At 67.5% G+C, this 13,218-nt stretch carries 10 protein-coding genes; 7 read left to right on the top strand and 3 right to left on the bottom strand.

Features of this window, described 5'->3' with window-relative positions; translation table 11 throughout:
* Positions 1–7 precede the first annotated feature (7 nt).
* Entirely contained in the window at positions 8–553 is a 546-nt protein-coding gene (locus AAC979_RS00430) for an SH3 domain-containing protein (RefSeq protein WP_371344817.1), read from the bottom strand.
* 234 nt (positions 554–787) lie between these two features.
* Here AAC979_RS00430 and AAC979_RS00425 point away from each other — a divergent pair, with 234 nt between their 5' ends.
* Positions 788–1,789 carry a 2-hydroxyacid dehydrogenase gene (locus AAC979_RS00425; protein ID WP_371344816.1) on the top strand — a complete coding sequence of 334 codons (1,002 nt, stop codon included), beginning with the start codon at positions 788–790 and terminating at the stop codon, positions 1,787–1,789.
* A gap of 251 nt (positions 1,790–2,040) precedes the next feature.
* On the opposite strand, the gene AAC979_RS00420 is transcribed toward AAC979_RS00425, so the two are convergent.
* Positions 2,041–2,520: a hypothetical protein gene (locus tag AAC979_RS00420; protein WP_371344815.1), complete on the bottom strand. Its 480-nt coding sequence runs from the start codon at positions 2,518–2,520 to the stop codon at positions 2,041–2,043.
* Between the two features lie 371 nt (positions 2,521–2,891).
* On the opposite strand from AAC979_RS00420, the gene AAC979_RS00415 reads away from it, so the two are divergent.
* The gene (locus tag AAC979_RS00415; protein ID WP_371344814.1) at positions 2,892–3,656 is read left to right on the top strand and encodes a hypothetical protein; all 765 of its coding nucleotides are present in this window, start codon (positions 2,892–2,894) and stop codon (positions 3,654–3,656) included.
* 286 nt (positions 3,657–3,942) lie between these two features.
* Here AAC979_RS00415 and AAC979_RS00410 read toward each other — a convergent pair whose 3' ends face one another.
* Positions 3,943–4,746 carry a ThiF family adenylyltransferase gene (locus AAC979_RS00410; protein ID WP_371348968.1) on the bottom strand — a complete coding sequence of 268 codons (804 nt, stop codon included), beginning with the start codon at positions 4,744–4,746 and terminating at the stop codon, positions 3,943–3,945.
* 138 nt (positions 4,747–4,884) lie between these two features.
* Here AAC979_RS00410 and AAC979_RS00405 point away from each other — a divergent pair, with 138 nt between their 5' ends.
* From AAC979_RS00405 to AAC979_RS00385, 5 genes are all read left to right on the top strand, one after another.
* Entirely contained in the window at positions 4,885–6,102 is a 1,218-nt protein-coding gene (locus AAC979_RS00405; RefSeq protein ID WP_371344812.1) for a glycine hydroxymethyltransferase, read from the top strand.
* A gap of 138 nt (positions 6,103–6,240) precedes the next feature.
* On the top strand, positions 6,241–6,843 hold the full coding sequence (locus tag AAC979_RS00400; RefSeq protein ID WP_371344811.1) for a helix-turn-helix domain-containing protein: 603 nt from the start codon (positions 6,241–6,243) through the stop codon (positions 6,841–6,843).
* Between the two features lie 440 nt (positions 6,844–7,283).
* The gene (locus AAC979_RS00395) at positions 7,284–8,981 is read left to right on the top strand and encodes a type I secretion system permease/ATPase (protein WP_371344810.1); all 1,698 of its coding nucleotides are present in this window, start codon (positions 7,284–7,286) and stop codon (positions 8,979–8,981) included.
* A gap of 11 nt (positions 8,982–8,992) precedes the next feature.
* A complete protein-coding gene (locus tag AAC979_RS00390) occupies positions 8,993–10,459 on the top strand; it encodes an HlyD family type I secretion periplasmic adaptor subunit (RefSeq protein WP_371348967.1) in 1,467 nt (488 codons plus the stop codon).
* A gap of 293 nt (positions 10,460–10,752) precedes the next feature.
* Positions 10,753–13,128, top strand: a complete 2,376-nt coding sequence (locus AAC979_RS00385; RefSeq protein WP_371344808.1) for a fibronectin type III domain-containing protein — start codon at positions 10,753–10,755, stop codon at positions 13,126–13,128.
* The last annotated feature ends 90 nt before the right edge of the window (positions 13,129–13,218 follow it).

Raw genomic sequence — 13,218 nt, 5'->3', positions numbered from 1 at the left:
CTTGCCCCTACTCCAATTTCTCGCCGGGATAGACGCCCCAGAGGCGCACCTGCTCAATGAAACCGTCGAAGCCATTGTCGTAAAAGCGGCACCATTTGCCGTCGCAATGCTCGACTTTTCCGAGCACTCCCGCTTCCAGGCGGGCGCGCACCGCCGATGTGGTGGACGGTTCGGCGTATAGCGAGACTTCCTCGCCCGCCTTCCACGGGGTGACGAGGGCGGTGCGCCGGCCCGACAGCATGGAATGGTACACCCAGCCCTCGGCCCCGTCAGCGTCGCGAATGCGCCGCCAGTTCTCAAATTCAGCAGTGATTTCAACGGGAAGCCCAGCTCGGGTGAACACCCAGGCGACGCCATGGTCGCGGGTGGGGCCCGAGCGCACATTCACCTTGTCGGCCTTGAGGCTGACGAAGCGGGGCACGGGCAGGCCACTGGTACGCCCCACCGGCCCCGACGCATCGGCCGGCGCGGCTTCCTGGGCCATGGCCGGAGAGTGCAGTGAGGTGGACAGTGAGGCCAGTGACGCCAGACAGGCCAGCACGGCAGTCGTCATCCGCAGCTTCGTTCGGCCTCGAAGCTTGTTGTCACGCATCGTCTCAATAATCCTTCGCCATCGGGCGGTGCCGTCCGCAGCGCGGTGGGCCTCACACGCCTGCACCGCGAATCGGTGCCTTTTTGTGTTTCGCCAACCCGTCTGCTAAGGAACGCCTCGCCCGGTTTGGCGCGAGTGTGGGGCCCGTAGCGTTAACGGGAGCTTGACCGCACGGTGATTTGTACGGGGAGCAACATGGCCCGCAGGAAGCCGCTGGTCGTCGTGACGCGAAAGCTGCCCGACAAGATCGAAACCCGCATGCGCGAATTGTTCGATGCGCGGCTCAATGTCGACGACGTGCCGATGACCCCGGCCGCTCTGGCCGAGGCGGTGGCCACCGCCGATGTGCTGGTGCCGGCCATTTGCGACCGCATCGACGCCCGCGTCATCGAGGCGGCGGGGCCGAACCTCAAGCTGATCGCCAATTTCGGCAATGGCGTCGACCATATTGATGTCACCGCCGCCACGAATCGCGGCATCACCATCACCAACACGCCCGGCGTCCTCACCGAGGACACGGCCGACATGACCATGGCGCTGATTCTCGCCGTGCCGCGCCGGCTCACCGAAGGTGCGGCGCTCATCACCAGCGATGACGGCGCCTGGCCCGGCTGGTCGCCCACCTGGATGCTCGGCCACCGCATCTGGGGCAAGCGGCTCGGCATCATCGGCATGGGGCGCATCGGCCAGGCGGTGGCGCGCCGCGCCCGCGCCTTCGGCCTGCAGATCCATTATCACAACCGCCGGCCGCTCCCCGCGCAGATCGAGGAAGATCTGGAAGCCACCTATTGGGACAGCCTCGACCAGATGCTGGCGCGGATGGACATTCTCTCCATCAACTGCCCGCACACGCCGGCCACTTTCCACCTGCTCTCCGCCCGCCGGCTGAAGCTGGTGCGGCGCGACGCCTATATCGTCAACACCGCGCGCGGCGAGGTGATCGACGAGCATGCGCTGATCCGCATGATCGAACAGGGGGAGATCGCCGGCGCCGGGCTCGACGTGTTCGAGCGCGAGCCGGCGGTGAGCCCGAAGCTGCTCAAGCTCGCCCGCGCCGGCAAGGTGGTGCTGCTGCCGCATATGGGCTCGGCCACGGTGGAGGCCCGCGTGGACACCGGCGAGAAGGTGATCGTGAACATCAAGGCGTTCATGGACGGCCACCGCCCGCCCGACCGGGTTCTGCCGGCGATGCTCTGAAGCGGGCCGGCAGAAGACAGGCGCCTGCGCGCTTCAAGGCGCGCCGCGCGCGCATCTCGGCATGAGGTGGGCCTTTGTCCGGTGGCAGGACCCAGGCACGATGACAATCGGAGCGCGGGGCCTGCGGGCTCATTGGAGTGGATCGGTCGCGCCCAGTACCAGCGCGAGGCGGATGGGCTGGAGTGGGTTGGCTGCCGTGGCGTCGGACCCCATCGCCGATGGCAAACCTGCGCTGCCAGCCGTTCAGCGCGTCACGGTGCATTCTCGTTAACGCAATCGGTCAGGCGAATGATCGCCTTTTGCGTGTCGCGGAGGTTCCACTTGAGCTCGCGATTGCCGATCCAGACTTCGATGGTGCGGGCTGTCTCGAAAAGCTGCGACATGTCCCAGCTCATCGTCATCCAGGCGCGGTCCCGATCGGACGAGAAGCGGAAATATTCCGGCTGTTCGTCATTGAAGCCGACGGTCACGTCGTCGCCGTTCCTGTGACCCTGGGCCGGGACCGAGAGGCTGAAATCCGGCCCCTTGCCGTTATGGGCGACCCGCAGCACCTTGCCGTTCTGGTTGGTCTCGATGATGCAGCGGTTGAAACTGTTGTCATTGTTGCGGTTCAAAATCACGCGCCAGCCGCCGATTGTGGCCAGTACGCGCTCGCCCGCCAGGGATGGTGTGGGCGCCATGTGAAGACTGAAAGCGGCAAGCGCCAGCAGCAAAAGGGCAGGTCTGTTCATGATCTCTCCCGCAGGAAGGGGCGCGCGTAAAAAGGGCGGTCGTTCAAAATAGCTTTTCTCAACTATTGACTACTATATTACCGCAGACAAGGCCATGGTCAAGCGGTTCCGGGCGCCCGGAGCCTCACGGGAACAGCGCATCGCCGCCCTATCGCCGACCCCACGCTCCTGCGTCGACATGTGGCGTGGATTCCCAGCAGAACCGCCCTTGAACGGTATCAGGGAACGTGCATGATCGCGGCTCCGTGCCCCCGTAGCCGAAGCCGACGACAGATCCGTCCCCGTTCGGGTCGGCGACGTCGAGCGATGCCCAGGCCGCGTCGGAAGGCCGCCCACGCACGCTCCCTCTCTCCCCTTTGCCCGGTCGCTCCATGAACACTCGCCTGGTCAACATCCTTCTTGCTATGGTTGCTCTTGTGGCCGCTGCTGGATCAGCGCGGGCGGAAGGCGAACTTCTCTACAAATGCGGCGGCGATCTCGGCCTTGTCGTCGAGACCCATCCCGAGAACAGCAGTGGCAACTTTCATGGCACCTTCAGCGCGCCGCTCGTGCCCGATGGCAAGGGCGCCTGGGTGAATCCCGGCCGCGAACTGCAGTTCTGGCCGGAAGGCGACGGGCCGAAGCTTTTCATTGGCGTCGAGGAGTTCTCCTGCGAGCCCGTCGCCGACGAGCCCGGCATGAATGCCGGCGCCGAGCCGGCGGACCCTGCCTCCCAGACGACAGCCGATCTGGAGATGGTGCCCTATGGCTCCACGCGCGGATGGGAGGTCGTCTCGCTGATTGCGGGGCCGGATTTTGTCGGCTGCGCCGGGTCGATCAGCCATCCCGCCGGCTTCCTTATCCTTCAAAAGAAGACGCATGGCTGGGAACTGCGCGTCCCTGCGGACCAAACGGAAGGATTTGAGGGCGGCATCATCACGCTCGACGGACGCCGCGTGGATGCCCAGTTCGGCTTCACCCCTGAAGGCGCGGGCGAAGCGGGGCTGGACGATCGCTTCGTCGCGGCCCTCAGGAACGGCAAATTGCTGACCACCCAGATCAACGGCGCGAGGCCGGTCAAATGGCAGCTAACAGGTTCGGCGGCCGTGGTGACCAAGATCGAAGAATGCTTCAAGCGCCAGGGCCTGCTTCCCTGACCGCCATCAGCCTAGAGCGTTTTCGAGCGAAGTGGATACCGGTTCGCGTGAAGAAAACGCGACAAAAGAAAGAGTTAGAGCATTTCACTGTTTCCATGAAACAGTGAAATGCTCTAACTGATCTCGCTCATCGAACGCGATCGGGCGCTGCTTGCTCCGCGTTGAGTGCCTGCGTCGGGATTGTGGAACCTCATGCCGCTTCCCTCGCGAAGAGGGATGCGATCCCGGCTCTCGCTGCGCTCGGCCGGGATGACGCCCCTTGAGGCGACGCAGAAATAGCCGCCCGTCAGCCCGCGTGCCGCGACAGATCCGTGATCGTCGGGCTCTCGCCGGTCAGCGGGTTGTCCGGGTCCCAGCCATAGCTCAGCGTCTCGAAGCGCATGGTAAGGGTGTCGATCATCAGCAGCCGCCCGACCAGCCCCTCGCCGAAGCCGACCACGGCGCGCGCCGCTTCCAGCGCCACCAGCGTGCCGGCCACCCCGGCCACCGCGCCGAGAATGCCGGCCTCGGCGCAGCTTGGCACCAGCCCGGCCGGCGGCGGTTCCGGGAACAGGCAGCGATAGGTCGGGTTCGGGGTGCCGTCCGGCCCCTTCTCATGCGGGCGCAGCGTCGTCACCGTGGCATCAAACCGCCCCAGCGCGGCGGAGACGAGCGGCCGGCCCGCCAGCGCGCAGGCATCCGAGACGAGATAGCGGGTGGAAAAATTGTCCGAACCGTCGATCACCACATCGGCCCCGCCCACCAGCGCCAGCGCATTCGCCGCCGTCAGCCGCGCCGTGATCCCCTCAAATTCCACATGCGGGTTGAGCGCGGCGACGAAATCGCCCGCGCTCTCGGTCTTGCGCCGGCCGATGGCGGCGGTGGTGTGGATCACCTGCCGCTGCAAATTCGACAGCGACACCTCGTCATCGTCGATGACGGTGAGATGGCCGACCCCGGCGGCGGCGAGATACATCAGCGCCGGGGCGCCGAGCCCGCCCGCGCCCACCACCAGCATCCGCGCCTTTTTCAGCTTCTGCTGGCCCGGCCCACCGATTTCGGCGAGCACGAGATGGCGCGCATAGCGCTCCACCTCCTCGGGGGAGAACAGCGGCGCGCGCGGCGGCGGGGCAGAGGCGGCGGGTGTGTCTGTCATGGCTGAGCTATATAACAACCCGCCGCCGGCTCGCCACACTCCGCGTGGCAAGGCCGCATTGGCCGCGCGGCGATTAGCGGCTATCTCGGTGCCATGACCGGGGATCACGCAACGCTCTTCACCGCCGCTGCCCGCCATGCCGACACGCTGACGCGCGCGCGGCTGGTTCTCTATGCCGGTGCCAATCTTCCCTCCCCCGAGGTGCTCGCCGCCTATAGCCCCGGGCTCGGCGCCATGCCCTCGATGGGACCGAGCTTCGACAAGGAGCAGCCGGGCACGGAGCTGGTCTCGCAGTTCGAAGTGGCGGTGCGGCAGGAGGCCTGCGCCCTGTTCGGCGCCGCCTGGGCCGAGCCGCGCCTGCCGAGCGCGACCCTATGCAATCTCGCCGTGTTCCACGCCTTCGCCCGCCCCGGCGAGCTGATGCTGGCGCCGGACAAGGCGCAGGGCGGGCATCTGAGCCAGCGGCGCGGCGGCACGCCGGATCTCGCCGGGCTCGCCTGCGAGGAACTGCCTTTTGATGCCGCCGGCCTGTGCCTCGATGCGACCGGCGCCGCCCGGATGGTGGAACAGCGGCGCCCGCGCCTCGTCATGCTCGGGCGCAGTGTCATGGTCCGCGCGGACGACATCGCCCCCGTGGTGGCGGCGGCGCGGGCGGTGGACGCCACCACCGTGTTCGACGCCTCGCATGTCGCCGGGCTGATCGCGGGGGGCACCTACCCCAACCCGCTGGAGGCGGGGGTCGATGTGCTGGTCACCTCGACCTACAAGACCCTGCCCGGCCTGCCGCACGGGCTGATCCTCGGCCGCGATCCGGCGCAGGGCGAGGCGCTGGCGCGGCTGCTCGATGCGCGCTTTCTCGCCAATTACAATGCCGCCCTTCTGCCGCCGCTGCTGCGCCTGCTCACCGATATGCGCCGCGACGCCAGCCTTTATGCGGCGCGTATCGGGCGCAACACGGCGACGCTCGCCCGCGCCTGCCGCGCGCGCGGCCTGCCGGTGATCGCCCCCGAGCACGGCCATACGCATCAGATGCTGATCCCCATCGCCGACAGCGAGGCCCCGCGCGCGCTGGTCGCCGCGCTGGCGGAGAGCGGCGTGATCATCGGCCTCTGCCCCGATATCACCCGGGCGCAGGGCGCGGCGCTGCGGGTCGGCACGCAGTTTCTGGCCACGCTCGGCCTCGACGCGCCGGCGATGGAGCCGGTGGCCGACCTCCTCGCCGCTTTGCTGACCGGGCCCATGGGCGTCCGCCTGCGCCCCGACCGTCCGGCGGCCCTGCCCCCGGCGATCAGGACGCTGCTCGCCGACTGACCTGAGACGCGGATCCTCCCCCCGCTCGGGAGACCGAGGGTCGAATCCTTGGCTCGGCTCGATTGACAGCCCGGAACGCGCCGCCATTATTGCGCTGCGGTAGAGCCGGAGCCTGTCCGGGCGGGGAATGTCAGGTCGATGTCGGACGCGGAGAGTCGTTTCGCTCTGAGGCTGCGCTCCTGGCGCCGGCTGAACGGCATCAAGCAATCCGCCCTGGCGGATATGCTGGGCGTCTCCCAGGCGGCGGTATCCTATTGGGAGACCGGGCGCGACAAGCCCTCGCCTGAACTGATGAAACGGATCACCGACCTGCTCTCCGGCTCCGAGCTGGACGAGATCGTGCTGGAACGTGTGTTCACCGAACGCCAGCCGGGCGTCATGGCGCTCCATGATCTCGACGGCATCCGCTTGCTGGCGGTTTCGCGGGGCTACCGCGCCCTGTGGCCGGGCATGTCCCTCCTGCAGGGCAAGGCGTTCGAGAAACATCTCGTGAACGAGTCAGGGCAGCTTCAGGCGAGCGAGGCTCTCTGGCGCGACATCGAGTCCGGTCATCTGGCCCTCATCAGCGGCGTAAGCGAACGCCACACCGATATCATCATCGACGCCGCCGTCCGCCATGAGTGGACCTTCCGTATCCGGCGCTTTGGCGCCAAGATCCTGCTGTCCGCTTCCTATGATCCCTGCGCCGAGACGGTCCCGGTCGGCATCACCGAAGTGAAGCTGTTCTCCGATCTGAAATAGGCGCCTTCTCGCGGGCGGAATGATCTCGCGGCGCGCTTCCCTCTGCTGCCAGAGACTCCGGCGGCGGCTGCGATCCGCCATGCGCCGCGAACGATGATTCTTGCACCCTCTCAACATGTGCTCGAAGTTATAAAATATAACTTCCTCTCTTGGGACAAGAACACGTAAGAATACTTTGTTACCGCATTAATACGCCTCCGATCACCGCCCGCCCAGATCAATGCCGGCGATTATTTGATGATGAATACGTTCGACAGGGTGGCGAACTCCGTCGTGAGCCCACCTGCACGGCCCCTCCAGGTGCCCTTCGGGCAGGCCGGAATGTTGTCGCAGGGTTCCACGTTCAGGCGGCTGGCGATGCGGCGGGCCGCAGCCGGTGTGCGCCGATGACGGGGCGCCAAGAAACGTCGCCGGCCCGTCGCCATCGCCGCGGAGAGGTCGTGAACGCCCTGTTTAACCGCAACCGGCAGGCCCTCATCGGCGTCGGGGCGTTCAGCGGCGTCACCAATGTCCTGATGCTCACCGGCCCGCTGTTCATGCTGCAGGTCTATGACCGGGTGCTGGTCAGCCGGTCGCTGTCCACCCTGTGGGTGCTCGGCCTCATTGCGACGGCGCTGTACGTCGCCTTCGCCATGATCGACTATGCCCGCAACCGGGTTCTGGCGCGGCTCGGCGACCGGCTGGAGGCGCAGTTTTCCGGCCCCGCCTTTCGCAGCGAGATCGCCGATGCGTTCAGCGGGCGGGCCGAGGGGCGGGCTACCACCGATCTCGCCACGATCCGCCGCTTTCTCGGCGGCCCCGCGCCGCTGGCGCTGGTCGACCTGCCATGGGTTCCGCTCTATCTGGTGGTGCTGGGCCTTCTGCACTGGTCGCTCGGGCTCATCGGCGTCCTGGGCGTGGCGGTGGTGGTGGTTCTTGCCGTCCTCAACGATCACCTGACGCGCGCGCCCCTCGCCCGGGCGGCCAGCGAGGCGAGCCAGGCCAGCACGACGCTGGAAGCCGCCCGCCGTTCGGCCGAGGCGGTCACGGCTCTGGGCATGCGGCCCCATGTGGCCGGCCTGTGGGGCGGGACGCTCGCCAGCGCGCGGGCGACCGAACGCGGCGGCGGCGACGCGGCCGCCCGCATTGCCGCGATCTCCCGCGGCTTCCGCCTGTTCCTGCAGTCGGCGACGCTGGCAACCGGAGCCGTCCTCGTCATCGAGCAGGCGGCAACCGGCGGCATCATGATCGCCTCGTCGATCCTGCTGGGCCGGGCGCTCGCGCCCATTGATCAGATTGTCGCCCAGTGGAAGGCCATGGCCGGCGCCCGTGCCGCCCTTGCCCGGCTGGAGAACCGGCTTGCCCATGACGCCGGCGCCGCGCCGAAAATGGATCTGCCATCACCTGTTGGCCTCCTCTCCGTCGCCGGCCTGGTGGCCGCGCCGCCCGGCATTCGCCGCCCGGTAGTGGAGGGCATTGGCTTCCAGCTCGCACCCGGCGAGGGTCTTGGCATCCTCGGGCCCAGCGCCTCGGGCAAGTCCACCCTAGCCCGCGTCATCGTCGGCCTGTGGCGCCCGATGAGCGGCAGCGTCCGGCTGGACGGCGCCACGCTGGAGCAGTGGGACGCCGACAAGCTCGGCCGGCATATCGGCTATCTCCCGCAGGATGTGGAACTGATCGGCGGCACCGTGCGCGACGCCGTCAGCCGTCACCAGCCCGGCGCGAAGGACGAGGATATCCTTCGCGCCGCCCAGGCTGCGGCGGCCCATGCCATGATCCTGAAACTGCCCGACGGCTACATGACCCGCCTCGGGCCGGGCGGGGCGGCGCTTTCCGGCGGTCAGCGTCAGCGCATCGCCCTGGCGCGGGCGCTCTATGGCGACCCCTGCCTGATCGTGCTCGACGAACCGAATGCCAGCCTCGACCAGGAGGGCGATGCGGCGCTGACGGCCGCGCTTCTGGCCGCCCGCAAGCGCGGCGCGGCCGTGATCGTCATCACCCACCGGGCCAGCGGCCTTGCCGCCTGCGACCGGGCGCTGGTGCTGATGGAGGGGCGTATCGCCGCGCTCGGCCCCAAGGAGGTGGTGCTGCGCGACCTGATGAAGCCGGCCGCCGCCGCTCCGACAAGGCCGCCTGTGGCGGGGGGGGTCGCGACGTGAGCGCCACGCCCATGGGTCCAGGCCCCGGCCATGCGTCCGCAACCGCTTGCGCGACGCCGAAGCGCCGCTCCGGGCGTGCGCTCCTGCCGCGGTGGCAAGGGGTCACGGCCCGCCCTCGCGCGCCCCACGACCCGACCGATCCCGCCCGCCATCTGCGCTTCGGAACGATGGTGTGCGCCGGCATCGCCCTCAGCTTCGGCCTCTGGTCCGCCCTCGCCCCGCTGCAAAGCGCGGTGGTGTCCTCCGGCATCGTGGTCACGGAGGGAAAGACCCGTGCCGTCCAGCATCTCGATGGCGGCATCATCGGCGCGCTTGCGGTGCGTGACGGCGCCGAGGTGAAGGCCGGCGACCTGCTGATCCGCCTCGACGCCACCCGTCACGCCGCCGAGCGGGCGATCATCGAGAACCGGCTCTATGAAGCCCTCGCCCGGCAGGCCCGACTGAAGGCCGAGCGTGACGACGCCCCGGTGATGACTCGGCCGGCGATGCTCGATGCCATGGTGGCGGCAGACCGGCAATGGGCGAATGCCGTGCCGGCCGACGGCATCGCACCACCCGAGACGGGCGCGGAGATCGCCGACCGTGTGTTCACCGGGCAGGAGCGGCTGTTTCAGGCCCGACGCGAGACGCTGAAGGCCCAGGTGGCCCGCCTTGAGGCCGGCATTGCCCAAAGCCGGGAACAGATCGGCGGCCTGGAAGCCCAGCGGGCGGCAGCGCTACGCCAGCACGTCCTCATCGACAAGGAGTTGGAGGCGGCGCGCGCGCTCGCCGCCAAGGGCCTGATGCCGGCGACCCGCCTTCTCGCCCTGGAGCGCCAGCAAGCGGAGAAGGACGGCGCCATCGCCGGGCACATCGCCGACAAGGCCGCCATCGAGCAGGGCATCGGCCAGTTGCAATTGCAGATATTGGAACTCGAGCGCGACACCCGTGAAAAGGTCCTGACCGAGCTGCGCGAGGCGGACGCGAATGTGCAGGAACTGACCGAACAGCGCATCGAGGCCATGGACAAGCTGAACCGCACGGATATTCGCGCCCCGGTGAGCGGACGGGTGAACGGCCTCGCTTTCAACACCCTCGGCGGCGTCGTGAAACCGGGCGACATCGTGATGGAAATCGTGCCGGACAACGAGACCCTGGTCGTGGAAGCGCGGGCCGACCCCGCCTCGGTCGACCGGATCCGCGCCGGGCAGCCCGCCCGCATCCGCCTTGCCGCCTTCGACCAGCATTCCACACCGGAACTGGACGGCACGCTTCTCGTCGTCTCGCCCGACCGACTGGTCGATCCCCAGACGGGCGCGCCCTATTACGCGCTCAAGGTGGGGATTGATGCCGGCCAGTTGGCACGGCTGGGCCCGGACAAGACTCTCGTGCCCGGCATGCCGGCGGATGTGTTCGTCGTGACCGGCGTGCGCACGCCTCTCAGCTATCTGACGAAGCCACTGACAGACCAGATGGCGCGGGCGCTCCGGGAGGATTGAGATGTGCGGCGGGCCCGCCGCGCCGGCTTTGGCGCGATACGGGCTCAGGTCAACAGATGCTCTGAAGAATACACCACGCTTGCGCACCGGCGCTTAGCCGGCGCGTTCTTTCAATGACGCCGCGCTTATAAATTATAAGCCAGCAATGAATGGTCACAGTCACGTTAACTTGACAGAATAAATCAACAAACAAGAGACGTTGGACAGGATCGCCCGGAGTGATGAGGCGCGATAGCGCTCGAACTTGCCTGAGACTCAGTTTTTTGACCGATGAACTAAATTAAGGGGCTGACATGACTTCTTCCGGAACCACAACGGCGATCACCTGGAAGTGGGGTACCGATACGGTGCTTTCCTTCGACCCGGCCACGGACGTTCTCGACTTCGGCTGGTTTTCCTCGACCAATTTCACCATTTCGGAAGTGGGCGGCTCGGTCGTCATCTCCATTCCCTCCAATAACCAGACCTACCGGCTGGAGGGTGTCCAGCTTTCCGAGCTGAGCCTCGACAACATCACCGCCCGCGACGCCTCGGCCCTTGTGGCCTGGCAGACCGCGCTCGATGCCGTGGGCAGCGGCAATGGCGATACCGGCGGCAATGGCGACACCGGCGGCGATGGCGGCACGGATGATAGCGGCACGGATGATGGCGGCTCGCCCGGCTCCACCGATGGCGACACGGATAATGTCGCCTATGCGGCGGCCTGGTCGGCCAGCGACATCTATACCGGCGGCGACCGCGTCAGCATCGGCAATCTGGTGTATCAGGCCGGATGGTGGACGCAGGGCGACGACCCCTCCAGCGGCAATTCGGTCTGGACGTTCGTCGGCTACATGGACACCACGCCCGTCGTGCCCGACGCGCCCGAGGATCTTTATGCCGCCGGCACCTCCGCCACCACCACCGTGCTGGTGTGGGACGCGGCCGAGGTGAACGGCGTCGGCACCGTCAGCGGCTATCAGATCTATCAGGACGGCGTGCTGATCGCGACCACCTCCTCCGCCTATTACAAGGTCACGGGGCTGGAGCCTTCCACCGCCTACGCCTTCACCATCGTGGCCCTCGACGAGGCCGGGGCCTCCGCCGCCTCCGACGTGCTCAGCGTGAACACTGCCGTCGAGGGGACGGGCGGGGGCGACAAGACCTTCTCGCCCTATATCGACATGTCGCTGAGCAGCAGCCAGAACCTCGTCGAGATCGTCAATGCCGCCGGACTGAGCGCCGTCACTTTGGCCTTCGTCCTGTCCTCCGGCTCCGACACGCTCGGCTGGGGCGGCACTGGCACGATCGCCGAGGACACGCAGCCCAACGGCACCTCCATCCTGTCGCAGATCCAGACGCTGCAGGCGCAGGGCGTCGATGTCACCATCTCGCTCGGCGGCGCCAACGGCCAGGAGGGAGCGCTCACCTTCTCCAGCGCCGAGGCTCTCGCCGCCGCCTATCAGGAGATCATCGACCGCTATCACGTCACCAAGCTCGATTTCGACATCGAGGGATCGGCGATCGCCAATGACGCCGCGAACGCGCTGCGCAACGAGGCGCTCGTGCTGCTGCAGGAAGCGAACCCCGAACTCGAGGTGTCGTTCACCCTGCCGGTGCTGACCACCGGTCTGACCCAGGACGGCATCGACCTTCTGGCCGCGGCGATGGACGCCGGGGTGGACATTTCCACCGTCAACATCATGGCGATGGACTATGGCGCCTATTACGACACGGGCGACATGGGCAATGACGCCATTTCCGCCGCGCTGGCGACCCTCGCGCAGATGGAGGCGATCGGTCTCGACAGCCAGATCGTCATCACGGTGATGGTCGGCATCAACGATGTCACCACCGAGGTGTTCACGCTGGAGGATGCCCAGCAACTCGTCGATTTCGCGCAGGCGAACGACGCCGTGGCCGGCATCTCCATGTGGTCCCTGAGCCGCGACAATGGTTCGACCACCGGCTATGTCTCGCCGGTCGGCAGCGGCATTGATCAGGACACCTATGCCTTCTCGGAAATCTTCAAGACGGTGAGTGACGGCGACACCGACAGCGGCGGCGATACCGACAGCGGCGGCGACACCGATACCGGAGGCGACACCGATACCGGAGGCGACACCGACACCGGAGGCGACACCGATACCGGAGGCGACACCGACACCGGAGGCGGCACCGACACCGGAGGCGACACCGACACCGGAGGCGACACCGACACCGGAGGCGACACCGACACCGGAGGCGACACCGACACCGGAGGCGACACCGACACCGGAGGCGACACCGACACCGGAGGCGGCACCGACACCGGAGGCGACACCGACACCGGAGGCGACACCGACACCGGAGGCGACACGGGCACGACCACGGCGATTACCTGGGCATGGGGCAGCGACACCGTCCTGTCCTTCGACCCGGCCACGGACACGCTCGATTTCGGCTGGATGTCGGCCCAGAGCTTCTCGGTCGCGGAAGTCGGCGGCTCCGTCGTCATCGACATTGACGGCAACAACCAGAGCTACACGCTTGAGGGCGTGACGCTGGCCGACATGTCGATCGACGACATCACGGCCAAGGATGCGTCGGCGCTGGCCGAATGGCAGGCGCTGCTCGATGCCGCCGATGACGCCGCGGCAGAAACGCTGTCGGTCGCCAGCACCCTGCATGCATCGGACGGCCTCGTCTGAGCCGCCCATCGACCACGCCGCAGGCAGCCTTGCGCAGCCTGCGGCACGCCCGTCAGGCCGACCGAAAGCGGGCGGCTCCACGGCCTGTGA

Origin of the sequence: Ancylobacter sp. IITR112, from assembly GCF_041415945.1 — a bacterium.
GTDB lineage: Bacteria > Pseudomonadota > Alphaproteobacteria > Rhizobiales > Xanthobacteraceae > Ancylobacter.
The sequence above is the reverse complement of the archived record's forward strand: the minus strand, read 5'-3'. Positions and strand labels throughout refer to the sequence as shown.